This window comes from Rheinheimera faecalis (genome assembly GCF_021290965.1).
GTDB classification, from domain to species: domain Bacteria; phylum Pseudomonadota; class Gammaproteobacteria; order Enterobacterales; family Alteromonadaceae; genus Pararheinheimera; species Pararheinheimera faecalis.
Map to the genome: position 1 here is coordinate 23,717 of NZ_JAJOYT010000020.1, position 23,600 is coordinate 47,316.

A 23,600-nucleotide genomic window follows, 5' to 3' on the forward strand; every position below is an offset into this window, starting at 1 on the left:
GCCTCCAAATAGAGAGATATGTTGTGCCGGCCACTAATCCAGCAACAACGAAAATGAGCGCGCATTCTATGCGCTTTCTTAAAGTCTTACAAGCAAAATTATAATGCTGGGGTTTGCCAAGCACTGGTGTTCAGTAAACGTCGAACCGACAGCACTCCGGTCTCTAACGAAGCCACCCCAATAAACTGTTGGGCAGGGCCATACAACTTAATAGCATCGGCAGATTCCGTACCTAAATCCACCAGTTCAGACTCGCTTAACAACACCGTCTGGCCATGCACTAAACGTTTTTGCTGCTCTTCAGTAAGCTTCAGCTCTGGCAAGCCTGTTAAGGCTAAATCCATAGGCAACAATAAAGCGTCTAAGCCAGCCCAGTCTTGCTTGTCGTTAAAGGGCACCAGCTGTTCCTGCGTCAGCATTTGCGCAGCATCAAAAGGCCCCACATGAATACGACGTAAGGCGCTGACATAAGCACCAGAACCCAAAGCCTCACCTAAGTCATCGATTAAGGTGCGGATGTAAGTACCTTTGCTGCAATGCACCAGGAAGCTGGCGTATTCGCCGTCAAAGTGCTGCAATTCAAAACGGAAGATAGTGATAGGCCGCGCTTCACGTGGTACTTCAATGCCCTGACGGGCATATTTGTACAGCGGCTGCCCCTGATACTTTAAGGCCGAAAACATAGTCGGAACTTGCATCTGGGGGCCACGAAACTGCTGCATCATCTGCTCAAGCAGGGCTTGATCAAATGCCACAGGCTTACGGCTGATGATTTCACCTGCCGCATCGCTGGTGTCAGTACGTATACCAAAATGGGCGGTCACCAGATAAGTTTTGTCGGTGTCTAATAAGAACTGACAAAACTTAGTGGCTTCACCAAAACAAATGGGCAATAAACCACTGGCCAGTGGATCTAAAGCGCCGGTGTGACCAGCCTTTTCCGCCTGATACAACCAACGCACACGCTGCAAAATACCATTGCTGGAAATTTCTAACGGCTTATCAAGTAACAGAATGCCGTGGACAGCACGACGCGCCATTACTCTTCCTCGTCCTTGTCGACCTTAGGTTTACGATCCGGTTCCTGACCTGCATCAATACGACGCTTGTCATCTTCACGGCGTACCTGTTCAACCAGGTTGGCCATATGAATACCCTGATCCAAAGACTGGTCAAAGTAAAAACGAATCGTTGGTACTATGCGGGCCTGAATACGCTTGGCGATCAGACTGCGGACATAACCACAGGCGTCGTTTAAAATATCCAGGTTTGCTTTTACCTTTTCAGCTTCCAAGCCTAAAAAAGTAACAAAAATTTTGGCGTGTGATAAGTCACGCGACACGTCCACATCAGACACTGTAATCATGTTGTGTAAGCGTGGGTCTTTGATTTCACGTTGTAAAATCACTGCGATTTCCTGCTGCATTTGCTGCGACAGACGGTCTACCCGGGTAAATTCTTTAGCCATAACTCTTTCCAACACATTTGAGCAGAAAGAAACAGGGGCCTAAGCCCCTGCCGATCTCTGTATCTTATAACCTACCAATGAGGTGCTTATAAAGTACGTTCTACTTGAACGACTTCGAACACTTCAATCTGGTCGCCTTCACGCACGTCGTTGTAGTTCTTCACGCCGATACCACACTCGAAGCCGTTGCGTACTTCGGATACGTCGTCTTTAACACGACGCAAGGACTCCAGTTCACCTTCGAAAATTACTACGTTGTCACGCAGTACACGAATTGGCGCGTTACGTTTAATAACACCTTCGGTCACCATACAACCTGCGATAGCACCAAACTTCGGCGAGCGGAACACGGCACGAACCTGAGCCAGACCAATGATCTGCTGTTTAAACTCAGGCGCTAACATACCAGTCATCGCTGCACGTACTTCATCTAACAGCTCATAAATGATGCTGTAGTAACGTAAGTCCAGATTCTCGTCTTCGATGATCTTACGGGCTGTACCTTCGGCACGCACGTTGAAACCGATAACGATAGCTGAAGATGCAGCTGCAAGCGTCGCGTCAGTTTCAGTAATACCACCCACGCCACTACCGATGATTTTGATTTTCACTTCATCAGTCGACAGTCGGCTCAGTGATTCACTGATCGCTTCCACAGAACCTTGTACGTCTGCTTTCAGAACTATGTTCAGTTCTGACACATCGCCTTCGGACAGGTTCGCAAACATGTTCTCCAGCTTAGATTTCTGCTGACGGGCCAGCTTGACGTCACGGAATTTACCTTGACGGTACAAAGCAACTTCACGGGCTTTACGCTCGTCTTTCACTACAGTCACTTCATCACCAGCCTGAGGCACACCGGACAGACCTAAGATCTCAACCGGAATAGATGGGCCAGCAACTTTGATTTCTTTACCGTTTTCATCGCGCATTGCACGAACACGGCCGTATTCGAAACCACAAAGCACGATTTCGCCTTGTTGCAGTGTACCTTCCTGTACCAGGATGGAAGCAACAGGACCACGACCTTTATCCAGACGTGATTCAATCACCACACCACGGGCCAGACCTTTTCTTACTGCTTTTAATTCAAGCAGTTCAGCCTGGTTCAGGATGGCTTCCAGCAGGTCGTCGATACCCATACCGGTTTTTGCAGAGATAGGCACGAACTGAGTATCACCGCCCCACTCTTCAGAAATAACACCAAACTGAGATAATTCGTTACGAACACGATCCGGATCTGCATCCGGTTTATCCATCTTGTTGACAGCAACAACCAGAGGCACACCAGCAGCTTTAGCATGCTGAATAGCTTCTTTGGTTTGTGGCATGACGCCATCGTCTGCTGCAACCACCAGAATAACGATATCTGTGGCTTTAGCACCACGGGCACGCATTGAAGTAAAAGCAGCGTGACCTGGAGTATCAAGGAAAGTCACCATACCGCGTTCTGTTTCTACATGGTAAGCACCGATATGCTGAGTAATACCACCGGCTTCGCCAGCTGCTACTTTTGCTTTACGGATATAATCCAGCGTAGAGGTTTTACCATGGTCAACGTGACCCATAACGGTAACAACCGGAGCACGAGGCTCTAACTCGCCTTCACCCTGACGGTCAGACATTACAGCTTCTTCCAGCTCGTTTTCTTTGGTCAGAGTGAACTTGTGGCCCATCTCTTCACAAACGATAGCTGCAGTTTCCTGATCAATGACCTGATTAATGGTTGCCATAGCACCCATTTTCATCATGACCTTGATCACTTCAGAAGCTTTAACGGCCATCTTAGAAGCTAATTCAGCCACTGTGATAGTTTCGCCAATTTTTACTTCACGTTCTACCGGCTGAGCTGGTTTGTTAAAACCATGCTGCATGCTGACAGGCGTTTTCTTTTTCTTGTGACGATTAGCGCGGTTAAACGCATCTTTATCATCAGCGTCATCTTTTTTCTTAGCTTTGCCAGCAGGAGCTTTTTTCGTCGTACGACGGCCACCACGTTCTTCACGGGCGTCCACTTCGTCTTCAGCAGCTTTAGCATAGACGTTGCTGGTTAAGTGATAATCAGCGTCTTCTGCTGCTGGTTTTGTCTCTTCTTTAGCCCAACGTTCAGCATTTTCTTCAGCTAAACGACGTGCAGCTTCAGCTTGTTGCAAAGCTTCGGCTTCCAGCTTACGTAACTGCTCAGCTTCCTGTTGTGCTTTGATGCGCTCAGCTTCAGCCTTAGCTTCTTCTTTCGCAGCACGACGAGCCGCTTCTTCCGGATCATCTTTCATTAACTGAGCGTGTTTTGCTTCGTCACGTTTTTTCTGTTCAGCCGCTTTACGATCAGCTTCTTCTTTCGCTTTACGATTGGCTTCTTCTTTTACTTTTTGCTCTGCAGCTAAACGCTCATGTTCACGTTTTGCAGCTTCTGCTGCTTGTTCTGCGGCAATACGTTCTTCTTCAGCCAGCTTTGCAGCTTCTTCGCCAGAAGGACGTTTAACAAAAGTCTTTTGCTTGCGCACTTCAACCTGAATCTCACGGTTGCGACCAGCGCCACCGGCCACACTCAGGGTGGTTTTTTCTTTACGAACTAACGTCAGTTTGGACGGTTCAGCGGACTGACCGCCGTGGGCACGGCTTAAGTGATCCAGAAGAGTTTTTTTCTCTTCTTCATTGACCATTTGGCCGACTTGTTTTGTTATGCCTGCATCCGCAAACTGTTGGATTATACGATCAACAGTCGTATTGACGTCACTGGCCAGTTTTTCTATGGTTACATCTGCCATGTCAGTTTTTACCTCCGTTGACCCACTTATTTGTCTTCACTGAACCAAACAATATTACGGGCAGCCATAATCAGCTCTGCCGCTTTTTCTTCAGTCATTTTTTCGATTTCAATCAAATCATCTACCCCAAGCTCTGCCAGATCATCAAGAGTGATGATGCCTTTGCTGGCCAACACATAAGCTGTGTGGGTACCAACACCTGGCAGATTAACTAATGCTTCACTAGGCGCTGAGCCTTCCAGTGATTCTTCGCTGGCCAGAGCACGTGTGGTTAACACGGCTTTAGCACGTTTACGTAACTCTTCTACTGTATCTTCGTCTAAACCATCAACAGACAACAGTTCGCTGACCGGCACATAGGCGATTTCTTCTAAGGTAGAAAAACCTTCGTCTACTAACACACCGGCAAAATCTTCGTCGATTTCCAGTGCAGTCATAAACAATTCCAACACCTTGGCATTTTCTTCCTGGTGTTTGGTTTTCATGGCAGAAACCGTCATCACGTTTAATTCCCAGCCGGTTAACTGGCTGGCTAAACGCACGTTCTGACCTGCGCGACCAATGGCCATAGCCAGGTTGCTGTCTTCAACTGCGATGTCCATAGAGTGCTTATCTTCATCAACGATGATAGAAGCGACTTCTGCTGGTGACATAGCGTTGATCACAAACTGAGCCGGGTTGTCATCGTATAAAACGATATCAACACGTTCGCCCGTTAATTCGCTGGATACGGCTTGTACACGTGAACCACGCATACCTACGCAAGCACCTACAGGGTCGATACGGCGGTCGTTGGTTTTCACTGCAATTTTAGCGCGTGAACCCGGATCGCGCGCAGCGCCACGGATTTCAATCATCTCTTCGCCGATTTCCGGCACTTCGATACGGAACAATTCGATCAGCATTTCAGGACGGGTACGGCTTAAAAACAGCTGAGCACCACGGGCTTCTGGCTTTACTTCAAACAACAAAGTACGGATACGATCGCCTGGACGGAAAGTCTCACGTGGCAACATTTCTTCTTTAGCTAACATGGCTTCTGCATTGTTACCTAAGTCGACAATGATGCTGTCGCGGTTTACTTTTTTCACCACGCCAGTGACTAACTCACCGACCTGATCCACATAAGCTTCAACCACTTGTGAACGTTCTGCTTCACGTACTTTTTGTACTATGACCTGTTTCGCCATTTGGGTGGTGATACGGTCAAAAGTAATAGAGTCGATTTGCTCTTCAACATAATCACCCACTTGTAAGTGAGGTTCGTCGTATTGAGCAGCAGACAAGGTGATTTCGCGGTACGGATGTTCTTGTACCTGATCATCCGGAATAACCATCCAACGACGGAAAGTTTCATAAGAGCCAGTTTTACGATCTATGGTCACACGGACTTCGATGTCGCCTTCGTTTTTCTTTTTAGTGGCGGCCGCTAACGCGTACTCTAACGCCTGGAAAATTTTCTCGCGCGGAACTGACTTTTCGTTCGAGACCGCGTCTACTACTAATAAAATTTCTTTAGCCATATTATTTTGCCTCGCTTCGACCCGTGTATCAGAACACAGGCACTACGTTCGCTTTATCTACGTTATCCATCAGCAAACGGTAGAGTTTGCCATCCACTTCCACTACTAACATATCGTCTTCGATTTGCGTCAGCAGGCCTTTAAATTTGCGGCGTCCTTCCTGAGGAATAGCCAATTTTACTTCAATGATCTGGCCAACAACTTTGGCGAAATGAGCAGGAGTAAAAAGTGGGCGGTCTAAACCAGGAGAGGACACTTCAAGGTAATATTCATTCGGGATAGGGTCTTCAACATCAAGTAACGCACTCACTTCACGGCTTACAGTGGCACAGTGGTCCACAGTAATGCCATCCTGATGGTCAATATAAACCCGCAGAATAGAGTGACGTCCAGCACGAACTAACTCTATGCCGACCAGTTCAAAGCCTGCGGCTTCTACTGTTGGCGTTAACAGCTCAGTTAACTGCTGTTCTTGTTTAGTCAAAGAGACCTCCAGAAATAAAAAAAGGGCATAGAGCCCAGAATAGTAGTAAAACCTTGTCGCCAGATATAAAAACGCCCCGAAATTTCGGGGCGACTTTAGAGCTGACTGGACTCTGATATCGCCAATCAAAGTCCTGAATTCTGTAGGCTTCACAGTGAACTGCTTGACCTGGGCATAGCTTATGCTTAACAAAAGCATCTTACGGTTACAATTTTGCTGTTTAATGAAACTTAATAAGTTTAATTGATCAGTAAAAAATTGGTTGCGGGAGCCGGATTTGAACCGACGACCTTCGGGTTATGAGCCCGACGAGCTACCAGGCTGCTCCATCCCGCGTCCGTAAGCGACGCACATTATATAGTCCTGGTCTGACTATCGCAAGCTTAGTTTCTATCCTTCGTGCTTGAAGTTGCTGCTTTGTTGACTGTGCTCTTTCGACCCAATCGCATAGCTTAACTATGCTCATTGGTTCTCTATCGCTTGTCGCCGTGCCGCCACTCCAATCAGCCTGGATATATTTGTGAGCTTGCCGTGCTTTGTATATTGGTGCCGAGAGCGGGACTTGAACCCGCACGCCCGAAGGCACTACCACCTCAAGGTAGCGTGTATACCAATTTCACCATCTCGGCTAAAAAATCAGAGGTGCAATCAGTTTCCTACAGGAATATCTGATGCTGGCTTTTTCTCTTCTACTGCGTCAGCTGCTTTAGTTTCGACTGGCACAGATAAATCCTGCCATTCGTCTACAGCTTTCACACGGTCTGTACTCAGGTTACCCAGTAACAGACTCAAAGCGAAAAACAAAGTTGCCAGTACTGTCGTAGTACGAGTTAAGAAGTTACCTGTACCTGATGAGCCAAAAATAGTGGCTGAACCGCCAGCACCAAAGGAAGCGCCCATGTCAGCACCTTTACCGTGCTGGATTAATACCAAAACGATCAGGGCTAATGCGACTAACAGATACAATACAATAAACAATTCGTACATTATGAATCCTTTGCCATTGTGCAAATCGCAGAAAAATCTGCCACTTTCAAACTGGCGCCACCAATAAGGGCACCGTCTATGTCCGCCTCTGCAAACAGGGCTTCACAATTAGCAGCAGTGACACTGCCACCATAAATAATTCTTAACACATCTGCCGCCTGCGCATCATACTGCGCCAAATGTTGGCGTATAAACTGATGCACTTGCTGAGCTTGCTGCGGTGTTGCTGTCTGACCCGTGCCTATGGCCCAAATCGGTTCGTAACTTACCACAGAATGCGCCAGTAAATGAGGCTGCGCAGCATACACCGCATCTAATTGCCGTGCAAGAACCTGCAAAGTTTTTTCTTCTTCTCTTTGCTGCAAAGTTTCACCGACACAAAGTATTGGAGTTAAACCTGCATCAACAGCCACTTTAACTTTCTGACTGATCACAGCATCCTGCTCAGCATACAAAGCGCGGCGTTCTGAGTGGCCAATAATGACATAAGAAGCACCAGCGGCACGTAGCATATCCGCAGAGATTTCGCCGGTAAAGGCCCCCACCAGCTGTTCGCTCATATTCTGAGCACCCAACTTATAATTGGCATGTTTTGGAAAGTGGGATAGAAAAATTACCGGAGGGCAGATCAAAATATCAGGCAGAGGTTGGTTTAACACAGACAAGGCTTCTGACATCTGTTGAACCAGATCAGAATTGCCATTCATTTTCCAGTTAGCGACCACTAACGGCTTACGTTGTCTCATGTTATTGCCTCTGAATTAAAACGGGCGAGATAGTAACTAACCTCACCCGTCCAGACAAGACTTGATGGCTAAATTAGCAGTTTTTAGCTGGCGATCTTCACCGCATCGGCTATTTTTTGCGCATATTGTTGTACTTCGTCTTGTATCCTTCCTTCTACCATTACACGAATTAATGGTTCAGTACCAGATTTTCTGATCAAAACACGACCCTGGCCGTTTAAATCCTGCTCAACTTGCTGTATGACTTTCTTGACGTGCAAATTATCTAAAGGCGCTGTACCTTTTTCAAATTTCACGTTCACCAGCACTTGCGGCATTTTGGTCATGCCCTGCGCCAAATCAGCCAGCGACAACTTCGCTTCCAGCATGGCAGTTAATACCTGAATGGAGGCAATAATACCGTCACCTGTTCCAGCATGATCCAGGTTCAGTACGTGACCTGAGTTTTCGCCGCCAATACGCCAGTTTTTCTGCGCCAGCATTTCAACCACATAACGGTCACCAACATTAGAGCGGGCAAAAGGAATATTTAACTCGGCCAGGGCCAGTTCTAAACCCATATTGCTCATCAGAGTACCCACGACTCCGCCCTGCAGCTTATTCAGCTTTTGTGCGTTGCGGGCAATGATATAAACAATTTCGTCGCCATCAATCACGCGGCCTGTATGATCCACCATCATCACACGGTCGCCATCGCCGTCGTAGGCAATACCTAAGTCAGCACCAGTTTCAACTACAGTTTTTTGCAGCAAGTCAGTATGGGTTGCACCACAGTGATCATTAATATTTAAACCATTCGGATTAATACCAATAGCCTGAACATCAGCGCCCAACTCCCGGAATACATTAGGAGCTATGTGGTAGGTGGCTCCGTGAGCACAATCCAGCACGACTTTTAAACCACTTAAGGATAAATGGTTTGGCATATGGCTTTTACAAAACTCGATATAACGACCGGCAGCATCATCAATACGCATAGCTTTACCTAAACGCTCCGATGATTCACAAACCATAGGCTGTTCCATCGCTTCTTCGATGGCAAGCTCCACATCGTCCGGTAACTTAGTGCCGTCGGCTGAGAAAAACTTAATACCGTTATCATAATAAGGATTGTGCGATGCGCTAATGACAATACCGGCTTCAGCACGGAAAGTACGGGTCAGGTAAGACACTGCGGGAGTTGGCATTGGTCCTAATAAACGCACATCGACGCCAGCAGCCACTAAACCAGCTTCCAATGCAGTTTCTAATAAATAACCCGAAATACGGGTGTCTTTGCCAATCAATACTTTTTTGGTACCACGCTGTGATAACACCCGACCAGCGGCCCAACCTAACTTCATCGCAAATTCAGGCGTAATTGGAAACTCACCCACTTTGCCACGCACACCATCAGTGCCAAAATACTTCCTAGACATGCTCTACTCCAAATAAGGTGGCACAAGTTATAGCCACGGCTTGTACAGTTTCTTTAACATCATGCACGCGAATAATGCGGGCACCTTTCATAACAGCTATTGTGGCACAGGCCAAACTGCCTGCCAAACGTTCCTCGGGCGGAACTTGTAATAACTGACCAATCATAGATTTACGCGACATTCCTACCAACAAAGGGTAATTTAAGCCCAGCAAGTCTGAAAGCTGACTTAACAGCTGATAGTTATGCTGCAGACTTTTACCAAAACCAAAGCCAGGATCGAGAATAATCTGGCTTTTTGGGATGCCTGCGGCGATACAAACTTCCGCTCTTTGCTGCAAAAAGTCATAAACCTCTTTTGCCACATCCTGATACAGAGGCGAGTGTTGCATGGTTCTGGGTTGTCCTTGCATATGCATTAAACACACAGGCACTTGCGCAGCTGCAGCCACTTCAACCGCACCCGGATCTAGCAACGCTTTAATATCATTAATGATATCAGCACCAGCAGCCACAGCTTCTTTCATCACTTGTGCTTTGCAGCTATCGATAGAAATAATGCAATCCAGTTCAGAGCGGATGGCTTCAATCACGGGCAAGACTCTGTCGAGCTCTTGCTGTACTGAAACTTCTTCTGCACCTGGTCGGGTCGACTCGCCACCAATATCTAAAATAGCAGCACCAGCAGCAAGCATGGCCCTGGCTTCTGCCAAAGCAGCGTTTTTGCCAATAAAGCGGCCACCATCAGAAAATGAATCAGGCGTGATATTTAAAATGCCCATCACCTTGGGGCGAGACAGGTCTAGCTGACGATTACGGGGCAATTGCAACAACATAATAAAGCTCCTTCATCCTGCTCATAGCAAAACCCCGGGAATTCCCGGGGCTTTGTTGGTCAGAACTTACAACTTACAGAGGATTTTCTGTGGATGGCTCTGACGGACTTACAGCATCAACAGGCTTAGTATCATCACTGTTGGAGCCTTTGTTTTTGTCTTTTGGTTCCCAGTTTTCTGGCTGACGAACTGCGCGACGATTCATCAGATCATCAATTTGTCTGGAATCAATAGTTTCATACAACATCAGCGCTTCTTTCATCGCATGCAAAATATCCATGTTTTCTTCAATCAGGGTTTTTGCTCTGTTGTAGTTACGGTCGATAATGGCTTTGATCTCAGAATCGATAATACTGGCCGTTTCATCAGACATATTCTTCGCTTTGCCCATACTGCGGCCCAGGAATACTTCGCCTTCTTCTTCGGCATACAAAAGCGGACCTAATTTGTCCGAGAAGCCCCATTGAGTCACCATGTTACGCGCAATAGAAGTGGCGTATTTGATGTCCTGTGAAGCACCTGTTGATACAGAGTCAGTCCCGTAGATCAATTCTTCAGCCAAACGGCCACCGTAAGCTACTGAAATTTTACTTTCCAGTTTACGACGACTGATACTGATCGCATCGGCTTCTGGTAAGAAGAAAGTGACACCTAAAGCACGACCACGAGGAATAATAGTCACTTTGTGCACAGGGTCATGCTCTGGCACCAGACAACCAACAATAGCGTGTCCTGCTTCATGATAAGCAGTCATCTCTTTTTCAGCTTCCGACATCACCATAGAACGGCGCTCTGCACCCATCATGATTTTATCTTTGGCTTTTTCAAACTCTTCCATGCCAACCACACGGTTGTTACCACGGGCAGCAAACAATGCAGCTTCGTTTACCAGGTTTGCTAAGTCGGCACCAGAGAATCCTGGAGTACCACGAGCAATGACGCTTGCTTTGACATCGTCACCTAGCGGCACTTTACGCATATGCACTTTAAGAATTTGTTCACGACCACGTACATCAGGTAAACCTACCACCACCTGACGGTCGAAACGGCCTGGTCTTAATAAAGCAGCATCTAATACGTCTGGTCTGTTGGTTGCGGCGATAATGATGATCCCTTCGTTACCATCAAAACCATCCATTTCTACCAGCATCTGGTTTAAGGTTTGTTCACGTTCATCATGACCACCACCTAAACCTGCACCACGCTGACGGCCTACGGCGTCAATTTCGTCGATAAAGATGATGCAAGGAGCAGCTTTTTTCGCTTGCTCGAACATATCACGCACACGGCTGGCACCGACACCAACAAACATTTCAACGAAGTCAGAACCAGAGATGGCAAAAAACGGCACTTTAGCTTCACCGGCAATCGCCTTGGCTAACAGGGTTTTACCTGTACCTGGTGGGCCGACCATTAAAATACCTTTTGGAATCTTACCGCCAAGTTTCTGGAAACGTGATGGGTCTTTTAAATAATCCACCAGCTCAGTCACTTCTTCTTTTGCTTCGTCACAACCTGCAACATCAGCAAAAGTAGTTTTGATTTGATCTTCACCCATTAAGCGGGCACGGCTCTTACCAAAGGACATAGCGCCTTTGCCACCGCCGCCTTGCATCTGGCGCATAAAGAAAATCCAGACACCGATGAGCAGCAGCATTGGGAACCAGGAGATAAAAATCTGACCCAGCATGCTTGGACTCTCAGGTGCAGTACCAGAGAAGGTGATGTCATTTTTGTACATGTCATCAATCAGCTTTGGATCGTAGCCAGTTGGGATCACTGTTTCAAAACGGTCGCCTGAACGTTTTACACCAGTAATGACGCCACTCTGTTCCTTCACCTCGCGGATCTGGCCCTGATTGGCTTCTTTCAGGAACTGGGTATAACTCATTTGCTTCTCTGTTTTGTCAGCAGGACCAAAACTATTAAATACCGACATCAATACAACGGCGATAACCAGCCATACGATGAGATTTTTTGCCATGTCACTCAAGGTGAGAACCTCTCAGTTACGAAAATAATTACGAAAACAAGGTTACGATAAAATGAACCTACCGCTACTTTACTAGACTTTAAAGCCTGTCGCTACGATATATGTCTCACTGGATCGCGCCCGGGACGAATCTGGTTTACGGATCCGTACCGTAGTGAATACACTGCGAACCTGCTGTACAAAGGGTTCGAAGCCTTCACCATGAAATACTTTGACAACAAAACTGCCATTTTTCTTCAATACGTTGTTACACATTTCCAGCGCCAGCTCGACCAGATACATACTTCTGGACTGATCCACTGTGCTGTTACCACTCATATTAGGCGCCATATCGGACAATACCACATCCACATTACGACCACCGATACGCTCTAACAAGGCGTTTAATACTGCTTCTTCGCGAAAGTCACCCTGTAAAAAGGCCACACCTGCTAAAGGGTCCATCGGCAGAATATCACAAGCCACTACACAACCTGCCTGACCTACTAATTCCGCAGCACGTGCCGACCAACTGCCTGGTGCTGACCCTAGATCTACGACCGTCATGCCGGTTTTGATCAGTTTATCTTTATCCTGAATTTCATCCAGCTTAAATGCAGCCCGGGATCTTAGCCCTAATTTTTGCGCTTTTTGCACAAAAGGGTCGCTTACGTGTTCCTGTAACCAGCGAGACGAGCTGGCGGAACGTTTTTTCTTTGTCATCTGAGTACTCTTAAATAGTCTTCATAGCAAGATGGCGGTACAATAGTGTAATTTCAAGCTTTCCAACACGGAAAATCTACACATATGAACCTTAGTAATAAACAAAAACAGTTTTTAAAAGCCAAAGCACACGAGTTAAAGCCAACCATTCTGCTGGGTGGCAACGGATTAACTGAAGGTGTAATGGCCGAAATTGATTTGGCGTTAGAGCACCATGAACTGATCAAAGTTAAAGTTCCAAGCATAGATCGCGAAGAAAAAGTCGCTATCATGGACGCTATAGTGCGCGAAGCCAAAGCACAAAAAGTGCAGGTGATTGGCCATATTCTGGTGATCTACCGCGCTGCCAAAGAGAAAAAGTTACATATTCCAAAAGGCTAATCAGCGCCTTTTAAGTAACCTGCGGCCTGCAAATACAAGCGGGCCGACTCTTCATCCCCTGCAATATGTTTGGTCAAATACGCTGGTTTCTCCACTTCAGTCGCTTTTAAATACTGCCAGGTGAGCATTTCATCTGCAGGTAACAACAATTCCACATGATGCAAATTGTGTGCAAAAGCCCAAACAGAGTTCTGTTTTAGCAAATCCAACGACTGGGCCGGACTGGCTTGCCACTGTCTGATATCCAATACCACAGCCCAAGGTTGCGCCACTATTGGAGTCACCAAAGCGCGGAAATCCCGGATGTACTCTTGTGTACCCAGTAAGCTAGACACACCAAAAACCTGAACCCAAAGCACCCGGTCCATCAGTTGAAGCTGATAAGCTTTTGTCTGACCTCTTTGCATATCTGTGCTCCGCTACCTGTGCTCTGAATGATTTAGAGTAAAAAGGCGGCCTAAGCCGCCTTTTTAGCACTGGTCCAGTTTATAAATACTGCACCTGGGTGATCTCAAACTCCACCATGCCGGCTGGGGTATTGATGGTGACCACGTCTTCTTCTGTTTTACCAATTAAACCGCGGGCTATAGGTGAATTCACCGAAATCCTGAAGTTTTTAATATCCGCTTCATCATCACCAACAATACGGTAGGTTACTTCCTCTTCCGTATCCAGGTTCAGGATGGTTACAGTGGCACCAAAAATCACTTTGCCGTTATTAGGCATTTTAGTGATATCGATGATCTGTGCGTTAGATAACTTAGCTTCGATATCCTGAATGCGGCCTTCACAAAAACCCTGTTGTTCACGGGCTGCGTGGTATTCCGCATTCTCTTTTAAATCACCATGGGCACGCGCTTCAGCAATAGCTGTAACGATAGCCGGACGTTTCACAGTTTTCAGCTCTTGCAGTTCATCACGCAAGCGCTGAGCCCCTTCAACCGTCATAGGGATCTGACTCATCCGTATACTCTCTTATGTAGTTCCTGCACTGATGCAACTGTCGCGAAGGCATTGGCTGCGTTGGCTTTACAGGTTGCAAAAGCTGCATTTAAAGTTGTGGTGTAGTTGGCTTTATGTTGCAGCGCGCCACGTCGTAACACTTTAGAGTCTTCAATCGCCTGACGACCTTCAGTAGTGTTAACAATATAGCTGTATTCACCGTTTTTGATCCGGTCCAGAATATGCGGGCGGCCTTCAAATACTTTGCTGACAGTACGGCATTCAATGCCCGCTGCTTCTAAAGCTTTGGCAGTACCACCAGTGGCATCCAGCTCGAAACCCAACTCAACCATAGTTCTGGCTAATTCAACAACGCGCACTTTATCGCTGTCACGCACTGAAAGTAAAGCACGACCACCTGTTGGGATCACAGTGCCAGCACCTAACTCTGCTTTGGCAAAAGCTTCAGCGAAGGTATCACCCACACCCATCACTTCGCCTGTTGAGCGCATTTCAGGGCCTAGGATTGGATCCACACCTGGGAATTTGTTAAACGGAATCACCACTTCTTTCACAGAGAAATAAGGCGGAATGATTTCTTTCGTAATACCCTGGGATGCTAAAGACTGGCCAGCCATACAACGGGCACCCACTTTAGCCACGGCCATACCTGTAGCTTTTGATACAAAAGGCACAGTACGGGCTGCACGAGGGTTCACTTCAATCAGATAAATTTCGTTATCTTTGACCGCAAACTGAGTGTTCATTAAACCGACCACACCCAGCTCCAGCGCCAGCTTTTTCACCTGCTCACGCATTCTGTCCTGTACATCAACAGATAAGCTGTGTGGAGGTAAAGAACAGGCTGAGTCGCCTGAATGCACACCGGCTTGTTCAATGTGTTCCATAATGCCGCCGATGATGACTTCTTTACCGTCACAGATGGCGTCGATATCCACTTCGATGGCGTCATCAAGGAAACGATCCAACAGTACCGGAGAATCGTTCGACACGCTGACCGCTTCGGTCATGTAGCGACGTAAGTCGATATCGTCATAGACGATTTCCATAGCACGGCCACCTAATACATAAGATGGACGTACTACCATTGGATAACCAATGCTAGGGGCTTTGGCAATGGCTTCTTCCAGGCTGGTCACTGTGGCGTTTTGTGGTTGTTTTAAACCTAAACGCTCTACCGCCTGCTGGAAACGTTCACGGTCTTCAGCGCGGTCAATGGCATCTGGTGAAGTACCAATAATTGGCACTCCGTTCGCTTCTAATGCACGGGCTAATTTTAATGGGGTCTGACCACCGTACTGAACAATAACGCCTTTTGGCTGTTCTTTCAGCACGATTTCCAGTACGTCTTCCAATGTAATAGATTCAAAGTACAGACGATCTGAAGTGTCGTAGTCTGTTGATACGGTTTCAGGGTTACAGTTGACCATAATAGTCTCGTAACCATCTTCACGTAAGGCCAGAGCCGCGTGTACACAGCAGTAGTCAAACTCAATACCCTGACCGATGCGGTTTGGACCACCACCAATAATCATGATCTTGTCACGATTAGTTGGTGCAGCTTCACATTCTTCATCGTAGGTGCTGTACATATAAGCCGTGTTTGATGAAAATTCAGCAGCACAGGTATCCACACGTTTGTACACTGGATGCAGGCCAAAGCTGTGACGCTTTTTACGCACTTCACTTTCAGCAACGCCTAATAAGTCAGCCATACGTTTGTCGGCAAAACCTTTACGTTTTAATACTTTTAAGCGCTTTTCATCTAAACCTGCGAAACCCGCAGCTTGCACTGCCGCTTCTTCTTTCAGCAAATCTTCAATCTGAATCAGGAACCAGTGATCGATTTTGGTCAGCGCATAGATTTCATCCATGCTCATGCCCATACGGAAAGCATCTGCTATGTACCAAATACGGTGTGAACCTGGTTCACGCAGTTCACGGATGATTTTTTCTTTGGCTTCAGGTGCATGGATATCAATGATTGGGTCTAAACCACAAACACCAATTTCCAGACCACGTAAGGCTTTTTGCAACGACTCTTGCTGGTTACGGCCAATCGCCATTACTTCACCGACAGACTTCATCTGAGTGGTTAAGCGGTCATTTGCACCAGCAAACTTTTCGAAGTTAAAACGTGGCACTTTAGTCACAACGTAGTCGATGCTTGGCTCAAACGAAGCAGGTGTTTTACCGCCTGTGATATCGTTTGCCAGTTCGTCCAGCGTATAACCACAAGCCAGCTTGGCCGCCACTTTAGCAATTGGGAAACCTGTTGCTTTAGAGGCCAAAGCTGAAGAGCGTGAAACACGTGGGTTCATCTCGATGATGACCATACGGCCATCAACCGGATTGATACCAAACTGTACGTTTGAACCACCGGTTTCCACACCAATTTCACGCAGTACAGCCAAAGAGGCGTTACGCATGATTTGGTACTCTTTATCCGTTAAGGTCTGAGCAGGTGCTACAGTGATCGAGTCACCTGTGTGCACACCCATAGGGTCGAAGTTTTCGATAGAACACACTATGATGCAGTTGTCGTTTTTATCACGAACCACTTCCATCTCGTATTCTTTCCAACCGATCAGCGATTCATCAATCAGCAACTCTTTAGTTGGCGATAAATCCAGACCACGGGTACAGATTTCTTCAAATTCTTCACGGTTGTAAGCAATACCGCCACCTGAACCACCCATAGTGAAAGATGGACGGATAATGCAAGGGAAACCAATAGTTTCCAATACGCCGTACGCTTCTTCCATAGAATGAGCAAAACCAGCACGTGGGCAAGACAGGCCGATAGAGCGCATGGCTTTATCGAAACGGCCACGGTCTTCTGCTTTGTCGATGGCATCCGCTGTCGCGCCAATCATTTCGACATTGTATTTTGCCAGCACACCATGACGCTCTAAATCCAGCGCACAGTTTAATGCGGTCTGACCGCCCATAGTAGGTAACACCGCACATGGACGTTCTTTTTCAATGATTTTCTCCACCACTTGCCAGTGAATAGGTTCGATGTAGGTCGCATCGGCCATTTCCGGGTCTGTCATGATAGTGGCTGGGTTAGAGTTCACCAGAATGACGCGGTAACCCTCTTCTTTTAATGCTTTACAGGCTTGAGCACCTGAATAATCGAACTCACAAGCCTGACCAATCACAATAGGACCGGCGCCGAGGATAAGAATACTTTTAAGATCGGTACGTTTTGGCATAGCTATTCTCTGTCTCTCTGATTCTTACCAATTAAGCCTGACGCTGTTGCATCAATTCGATAAAGTGGTCAAACAATTCACTGGCTTCGTGTGGACCAGGACTGGCTTCAGGGTGGCCCTGGAAGCTGAACGCTGGTTTGTCGGTGCGGTGAATACCCTGCAAAGTACCATCAAACAACGACTTGTGAGTCGCACGTAAATTGGCAGGTAACGTGGCTTCTTCCACAGCAAAACCGTGGTTCTGTGCTGTGATGAGCACCTTGTTTGTATCCAGATTTTTCACCGGATGGTTACCACCATGGTGACCCACTGTCATTTTGATCGTTTTAGCACCGCTGGCTAACGCCAGTAACTGGTGGCCTAAACAAATACCAAACACAGGAATATCAGTGGTCAGGAAAGTTTCGATGGCTTTAATGGCGTAATCGCAAGGAGCCGGATCACCAGGACCATTGGATAAGAAAATACCGTCAGGGTTCAGTGCTAATACTTCTTCAGCAGAAGTTTGAGCCGGAACTACAGTTAAACGACAACCGCGGTCGGCCAACATGCGTAAAATATTACGTTTCACGCCAAAATCGTAGGCAACTACATGAAAGGCTGAATTATCTGGTTTGGCAAAGCCCTGACCTAAAGTCCAGCTGCCTTCTGTCCATTGATACGACTCTTTCACTGAAACTTCTTTGGCTAAGTCCATACCGGACAAACCAGGGAAAGCACGAGCCAGTTCTAAAGCTTTGTTTTCGTCTAAGTTATCACCAGCCATTAAGCAGCCATTTTGTGCGCCTTTTTCACGCAAAATACGGGTCAGCTTACGGGTATCTATATCGGCGATGCCTAAAATATTACGGGAGCTAAGATAGTGACTAAGAGAGGCTTGATTACGGAAATTACTGGCTAACAAAGGAAGGTCACGGATAATCAGGCCCTTGGCCCAGATTTTATCGGATTCCTCATCTTCATCGTTTGTGCCGGTATTTCCAATATGAGGATATGTCAGAGTGACGATTTGTTCAGCATAGGAAGGATCCGTGAGGATTTCCTGATACCCGGTCATCGAGGTATTAAATACCACCTCTCCAACAGAAATACCTTCAGCGCCAATGGCTGTACCGCGAAATACGGTGCCGTCTTCCAGTACGAGCAGGGCGGACTTAGTCAAAATAACCTCCAAACAGCAGAAAACGGGGGAAAAACATTGTTGTTCACCACCCGTTTTGACCCAGAATTTTTGTATCCACGTTTGCTTAGGCAAACCTGACTATTCTAGGCGATTTGAGCTATTTGGTCTAACTCTTTTTTGATATTTTATAAAAATGACGCTTTGATCGCATTTTTATAACATATTGCTCAAAAAGTTAAGCTAAGTCGGCCAAACCCAGCACTTGTTGCATAGAATAAAGTCCTGGCTGTTTATTTTGCAACCAAAGCGCTGCACGCCACGCGCCTTGAGCAAAAGTACTGCGACTGGAAGCTTTATGGGTAATTTCCAGACGCTCACCGAGGTCAGCAAAGAGTGCGGTATGGTCACCAATAATGTCACCACCTCTGACCGTCGCAAAACCAATGGTCTTTTGATCACGCTCGCCGGTCATGCCTTCACGGCCATAAACAGCCACATCGGAGAGATTACGATCCAAAGCTTTAGCAATCTGATGACCTATCGCCATAGCAGTGCCAGAAGGTGAATCTTTTTTAAATCTGTGGTGCGCTTCAATAATTTCAATGTCAGCCGTCCGCCCCATCACCTTAGCTGCAGTTTCTACCAGATGCAGTAATAAGTTCACGCCTACACTCATATTGGGTGCCCAGACGATGGGAATATATTTAGCGGCCTGTTGCACTGCTGCGTATTGGCTATCTGTGAGGCCAGTCACACCAATTACCAATGCTTTTTTAGCCTGCACCGCCAATTCCAAATGCTGCAGCATGGCTTCTGGCATAGTGAAATCAATCCAGATGTCGGCTGAATCTAAAGCAGCTACAGAGGTTTCAATAAAAGGCAGATTCAATTTGCCACAACCTGCCAGTTCACCTGCATCCATACCTGTTAAAGCTGAACCGGCCCGCACAGTAGCAGCAGTGATTGGCAATTGGTGCTCTTTAGCTACACTGACTAAAGCCCTGCCCATACGGCCGTTGGCACCTAAAATACCTACTGTACTCATCTGTTGTTCCTGTGTTTGGCTACTGTAATACGGGCGCTATTAAACGGCAGTCCGGATGGATATGCAACCCCAAACTGCCCCCTCTATTAAACTGCTGCAGTAAAAATAGCCCGACTGGCACTGTAGTTGATATCACCATGCTCCCCCAGCTTATCCATACCTTGAGCCATTACTTTGGTCATCAGCTCATCCACAGAAGAAGCAGGCAAACCATAAGCGGTTAAACGGGTTGGTACGCCCATTTGCTCAAAAAAGGCCCGGGTATGATGTATGGCTTCATCAATCTGACGTTCAGGGTCTTGCTGCTGTAATCCCCAGACCCTGCTGGCGTACTGCAATAACTTGTCACGTTTGGTGGCTCGTTGTTGCTGCATTAAAGCTGGCAGCACAATGGCCAAAGTTTGAGCATGGTCTAAGCCATACAAGGCGGTGAGCTGATGACCTAAACCATGCGTGGCCCAATCTTGCGGCACACCTACACCAATCAGACCATTCAATGCCATAGTGGCAGCCCACATTACATTGGCTCTTATATCGTAGTTTTCAGGTTCGTTCAGGGCTTTTGGCCCCTCTTCAATCAACACCTGTAATAACGATTCAGCAAATCTGTCTTGCACTGCGGCGTTGACCGGATAGGTCAGGTATTGTTCCATCACATGGACAAAAGCATCCACTACACCGTTAGAAATTTGTTTAGCTGGTAAGCTGTAAGTGACTTTTGGATCAAGAACAGCGAACTGCGGATAGACAGATGGGTGCGAAAAGGCCAGCTTTTGCTGCGTGCTTTGACGGGTAATAACAGCGTTCGCATTACTTTCAGTACCGGTCGCAGGCAAAGTCAGCACACAACCTAAAGGTAATGCCGCTTTAATACGTACCTTATTCTCTAAAATTGCCCAGCCGTCCTGCTCCAATAGTGCAGCAGCTGCTATGTATTTACTGCCGTCTACCACTGAACCACCACCGACAGCCAGAATAAAATCGATTTTTTCTGCTTTTACCAAAGCAACAGCTTTACTCAAGGTTTCATAGCTTGGGTTGGGTTCGATACCAGAAAACTCCAGCACCTGATGGCCTTTTAATGCATCAATCACCTGCTGATACACACCGTTTTGTTTAATAGAACCACCGCCATAGGTCAGCAATACTCTGCTTTCCTTAGGGACCAACTTGCTCAACTGACTAATTTGGCCATCACCAAACACAATACGGGTTGGATTATGGTAAGAAAAATTAAACATAAGATCTCCGGTGTGTAAAACAAAAAATTCAGTGGTTTATATGGGCCTGAACCGCTTTAAGTTCAAGCTGCTTTTGGTTTTTTCTTCTGTCATAGGCAAAATGCCTGAATTCAGTTAGGCTGATTTTAAGCAATTGAGGCGCCTTGTTTGTTATGAAACTTGCGATCTGAAGCAATCATTTTTATTAGTTTGGCTATAGCTTAGTCAGCTTTAATATTTGACAGGACTTCTGGACGTCTCTATATTCCGGAAAATTTTAAAACCTTACAGGTTTAGAGGAAAACTCATGACGTTATCGCAAAAACAGCAAGCCCGTTTGTCCTTGCTGCCGTTGTTGCTGTTTGTCGCTCTGTTTTTAGGCACTGGCTTGTATCTGCAATCCCAGGGCGTTGATTATGCCTTTTATCAGTTGCCAGGACCTGTCGCTATTATCCCGGCTTTGGTGTTGGCGATTTGGCTGTACAAAGCGCCGCTGACTGAATCTATTGACGTCTTAGTTAGAGGTGCTGGCAATAGCAATATTATTACCATGTGTATTATTTACCTGTTAGCAGGAGCTTTTGCCACTGTAGCTCAAGCCACTGGTGGTGTCGATGCTGTGGTCAATGCGGGTTTGTCGATAGTTCCAGCGCAGTTTTTATTGCCCGGCTTATTTGTGATCTCTGCCATAGTGGCTACTGCTATGGGTACCTCCATGGGCACCATTGGTGCTTTAGCCCCTATAGCTGTAGGTTTAAGCACACAGGCACAATTAGAGCCGGCTTTAGTCGCAGGAGTTCTGTTAAGCGGCGCGATTTTTGGCGATAACCTGTCGATTATTTCTGATACCACCATAGCGTCCACCCGTACTCAGGGTGCGGAGATGAAAGATAAATTCAGAGAGAACCTGAAAATTGCTCTGCCAGCTGCGCTGGTGACTTTAGCTTTGTTTGCTTTTTTAGCGCAAAGCCAGACCGAAGTGACAGTCAAAGATTTTAGCTGGACTGGTGTTTTACCTTATGCGGCTATTCTGATACTTGCTGTGGCAGGTATGAATGTATTTGCTGTTTTGCTGTTGGGCATCGTACTCGCAGCATTACAAGGCGCTTTAGTTACCGATTATCAGCTGGCGAACCTGGGTAAAGATATTTACAAAGGTTTTGGCTCTATGCAGGAGATTTTCCTGCTGTCGATGCTGGTGGGAGCTTTAGGTGAGTTTGTCAAACAACAAGGTGGCCTGCAGTATTTATCCAGCCATGTCACAGCTTTGGCTTTAAAGTTAAAACTGGCAGGTAATAAAGCTCAGCAACTGGCTATTGCCGCTCTGGCTTTTGTCAGTAATCTTTGTATTGCCAATAACACTGTAGCCATAGTTGTCACAGGCGATGTCAGTAAAGATATTGCTCAGCACCACCAAATCACGCCTAAACGCAGCGCCAGCTTATTGGATGTGTTTGCTTGTATTGCACAAGGCTTAGTGCCTTATGGCGCTCAGGCTTTGTTATTAGGTGCCAGTTTTGGAATATCTCCATGGGATGTAGTAACACACAGTTACTACTGCCTGATCCTCGCAGTTTTTGCCACAGCACGTATTCTTCTTGAAAAAATCGACCGGAACGATTTTTAACATCGGAGCGCAGCGACGATGGCCTGGACAGGCATTTTGCAGGACAGCAAAATGTAAAAAATCGACCGGAACGATTTTTAACATCGGAGCGCAGCGACGATGGCCTGGACAGGCATTTTGCAGGACAGCAAAATGTAAAAAATCGACCGGAACGATTTTTAACATCGGAGCGCAGCAACGATAGTCTGGACAGGCATTTACAAGGCCAGCATTCAGCTGGCCCTGTTATTTAAATTTTAAGCTTTATTACAATTCGGCAAAGCGCCTTGACTGCGGCGCTGCTGATAATAACTTTCAGCCACAGCCATATGTTTATTCAGCTCTTTTATTCTGTTGTCCGGCACCGGGTGGCTGGATAACAGCTGAGGCGTTGAGCCACTACCTTTAGCCGCCATGTTCTGCCACAACTTCACAGATTCAGTAGGCACAAAACCTGAGCGAGCCATCAGCTCCAGTCCCATAATATCTGCTTCAGTTTCGTGCGCCCTGCTAAACGGCAAAGCGATACCGACCTGAGCCCCCAAACCAAAGGCCGTTTTCATTTGCTCCTGATAAGGCGAACCTGCGACAGCCAAAGCACCATCAGCTACGGTAAGAGCAGTAGATATAAACTGATCACTGGATAAACGCTCGTTACTGTGTCCTGCCATGACGTGGGCAATTTCATGACCTATGACAGCCGCCAGTTGTGACTGATTATCTGCCACTAACAAAAGTCCGGTATACACGCCCATTTTGCCACCAGGTAAAGCAAAAGCATTCACCTGATCATCTTCAAAAACTACAATTTCCCATGGGGTTTGTTGCCATTTAGCATCGGTATGTTTGAGCAGGTTATTTGCCACACACTGTACATACTGATTCACTTTTTTGTTTTTACTGATCGGGGTTTCTGCCTTCATCCCCTCAAAAGTCTGAATACCCATAGCACTGAGTTTTTTATCATCAAATAACATCAGTTGGCGACGGCCTGTTGGCGACTGAGTACAGCTGGCAATCAATACACTGGCGATTAACAATGGAAACACTAACTTAGTACGCATTAAATGATCCTTCTTTTCGTACTTAAAACGGCAGCTAATAGAACTATCAAAGCTCA

The 23,600-nt window shown here is 46.6% G+C and carries 20 protein-coding genes and 2 tRNA genes; 2 read left to right on the plus strand and 20 right to left on the minus strand.

What is annotated here, in order from left to right:
* Positions 1 to 98 precede the first annotated feature (98 nt).
* The 13 genes from truB to rlmE form a co-directional block, all read right to left on the minus strand.
* On the minus strand, positions 99 to 1,040 hold the full coding sequence (gene truB, locus LSG34_RS20160) for a tRNA pseudouridine(55) synthase TruB (RefSeq protein ID WP_233011131.1): 942 nt from the start codon (positions 1,038 to 1,040) through the stop codon (positions 99 to 101).
* Entirely contained in the window at positions 1,040 to 1,468 is a 429-nt protein-coding gene (gene rbfA, locus LSG34_RS20165; protein ID WP_233011132.1) for a 30S ribosome-binding factor RbfA, read from the minus strand. Before rbfA ends, truB begins: the two co-directional genes overlap by 1 nt.
* 86 nt (positions 1,469 to 1,554) lie before the next feature.
* Positions 1,555 to 4,236, minus strand: coding sequence for a translation initiation factor IF-2 (gene infB, locus LSG34_RS20170; protein WP_233011133.1), 2,682 nt, complete (start codon positions 4,234 to 4,236; stop codon positions 1,555 to 1,557).
* A gap of 26 nt (positions 4,237 to 4,262) precedes the next feature.
* Complete coding sequence (nusA, locus tag LSG34_RS20175; RefSeq protein ID WP_233011134.1) at positions 4,263 to 5,759, minus strand: transcription termination factor NusA; 1,497 nt, start codon at positions 5,757 to 5,759, stop codon at positions 4,263 to 4,265.
* 28 nt (positions 5,760 to 5,787) lie between these two features.
* On the minus strand, positions 5,788 to 6,243 hold the full coding sequence (gene rimP, locus LSG34_RS20180; protein WP_233011135.1) for a ribosome maturation factor RimP: 456 nt from the start codon (positions 6,241 to 6,243) through the stop codon (positions 5,788 to 5,790).
* Positions 6,244 to 6,502: 259 nt separating this feature from the next.
* Positions 6,503 to 6,579: transfer RNA gene (locus LSG34_RS20185), tRNA-Met, on the minus strand.
* 208 nt (positions 6,580 to 6,787) lie between these two features.
* Positions 6,788 to 6,872 (minus strand) — tRNA-Leu (locus LSG34_RS20190).
* A gap of 19 nt (positions 6,873 to 6,891) precedes the next feature.
* Positions 6,892 to 7,230 carry a preprotein translocase subunit SecG gene (secG, locus tag LSG34_RS20195; RefSeq protein ID WP_233011136.1) on the minus strand — a complete coding sequence of 113 codons (339 nt, stop codon included), beginning with the start codon at positions 7,228 to 7,230 and terminating at the stop codon, positions 6,892 to 6,894.
* Complete coding sequence (gene tpiA, locus LSG34_RS20200) at positions 7,230 to 7,976, minus strand: triose-phosphate isomerase (protein ID WP_233011137.1); 747 nt, start codon at positions 7,974 to 7,976, stop codon at positions 7,230 to 7,232. The genes secG and tpiA overlap by 1 nt, the downstream gene beginning before the upstream one ends.
* An 83-nt stretch (positions 7,977 to 8,059) precedes the next feature.
* Entirely contained in the window at positions 8,060 to 9,394 is a 1,335-nt protein-coding gene (gene glmM / locus LSG34_RS20205) for a phosphoglucosamine mutase (protein ID WP_233011138.1), read from the minus strand.
* A complete protein-coding gene (gene folP, locus LSG34_RS20210; protein ID WP_233011139.1) occupies positions 9,387 to 10,229 on the minus strand; it encodes a dihydropteroate synthase in 843 nt (280 codons plus the stop codon). Before folP ends, glmM begins: the two co-directional genes overlap by 8 nt.
* A 73-nt stretch (positions 10,230 to 10,302) precedes the next feature.
* Positions 10,303 to 12,213, minus strand: coding sequence for an ATP-dependent zinc metalloprotease FtsH (ftsH, locus tag LSG34_RS20215; protein WP_233011140.1), 1,911 nt, complete (start codon positions 12,211 to 12,213; stop codon positions 10,303 to 10,305).
* Positions 12,214 to 12,294: 81 nt separating this feature from the next.
* Complete coding sequence (gene rlmE / locus LSG34_RS20220; RefSeq protein ID WP_233011141.1) at positions 12,295 to 12,924, minus strand: 23S rRNA (uridine(2552)-2'-O)-methyltransferase RlmE; 630 nt, start codon at positions 12,922 to 12,924, stop codon at positions 12,295 to 12,297.
* Between the two features lie 84 nt (positions 12,925 to 13,008).
* On the opposite strand from rlmE, the gene yhbY reads away from it, so the two are divergent.
* Positions 13,009 to 13,305, plus strand: a complete 297-nt coding sequence (yhbY, locus tag LSG34_RS20225; protein ID WP_008900389.1) for a ribosome assembly RNA-binding protein YhbY — start codon at positions 13,009 to 13,011, stop codon at positions 13,303 to 13,305.
* Here yhbY and LSG34_RS20230 read toward each other — a convergent pair.
* From LSG34_RS20230 to LSG34_RS20255, 6 genes are all read right to left on the minus strand, one after another.
* Positions 13,302 to 13,712, minus strand: coding sequence for a hypothetical protein (locus tag LSG34_RS20230; protein ID WP_233011142.1), 411 nt, complete (start codon positions 13,710 to 13,712; stop codon positions 13,302 to 13,304). The two genes, yhbY and LSG34_RS20230, sit on opposite strands and share 4 nt — an antisense overlap.
* Before the next feature lie 79 nt (positions 13,713 to 13,791).
* A complete protein-coding gene (greA, locus tag LSG34_RS20235; RefSeq protein WP_233011143.1) occupies positions 13,792 to 14,268 on the minus strand; it encodes a transcription elongation factor GreA in 477 nt (158 codons plus the stop codon).
* Positions 14,265 to 17,486, minus strand: coding sequence for a carbamoyl-phosphate synthase large subunit (gene carB, locus LSG34_RS20240; RefSeq protein ID WP_233011144.1), 3,222 nt, complete (start codon positions 17,484 to 17,486; stop codon positions 14,265 to 14,267). Before carB ends, greA begins: the two co-directional genes overlap by 4 nt.
* Positions 17,487 to 17,517: 31 nt before the next feature.
* The gene (gene carA, locus LSG34_RS20245) at positions 17,518 to 18,648 is read right to left on the minus strand and encodes a glutamine-hydrolyzing carbamoyl-phosphate synthase small subunit (RefSeq protein ID WP_233011145.1); all 1,131 of its coding nucleotides are present in this window, start codon (positions 18,646 to 18,648) and stop codon (positions 17,518 to 17,520) included.
* A gap of 196 nt (positions 18,649 to 18,844) precedes the next feature.
* On the minus strand, positions 18,845 to 19,654 hold the full coding sequence (gene dapB, locus LSG34_RS20250) for a 4-hydroxy-tetrahydrodipicolinate reductase (RefSeq protein ID WP_233011146.1): 810 nt from the start codon (positions 19,652 to 19,654) through the stop codon (positions 18,845 to 18,847).
* Positions 19,655 to 19,740: 86 nt separating this feature from the next.
* Positions 19,741 to 20,895, minus strand: a complete 1,155-nt coding sequence (locus LSG34_RS20255; protein ID WP_233011147.1) for an iron-containing alcohol dehydrogenase — start codon at positions 20,893 to 20,895, stop codon at positions 19,741 to 19,743.
* 286 nt (positions 20,896 to 21,181) lie between these two features.
* On the opposite strand from LSG34_RS20255, the gene LSG34_RS20260 reads away from it, so the two are divergent.
* Complete coding sequence (locus LSG34_RS20260) at positions 21,182 to 22,501, plus strand: Na+/H+ antiporter NhaC family protein (RefSeq protein ID WP_233011148.1); 1,320 nt, start codon at positions 21,182 to 21,184, stop codon at positions 22,499 to 22,501.
* A 236-nt stretch (positions 22,502 to 22,737) separates the two neighbouring features.
* On the opposite strand, the gene LSG34_RS20265 is transcribed toward LSG34_RS20260, so the two are convergent.
* Complete coding sequence (locus tag LSG34_RS20265) at positions 22,738 to 23,544, minus strand: M48 family metallopeptidase (protein WP_233011149.1); 807 nt, start codon at positions 23,542 to 23,544, stop codon at positions 22,738 to 22,740.
* Positions 23,545 to 23,600 lie beyond the last annotated feature (56 nt).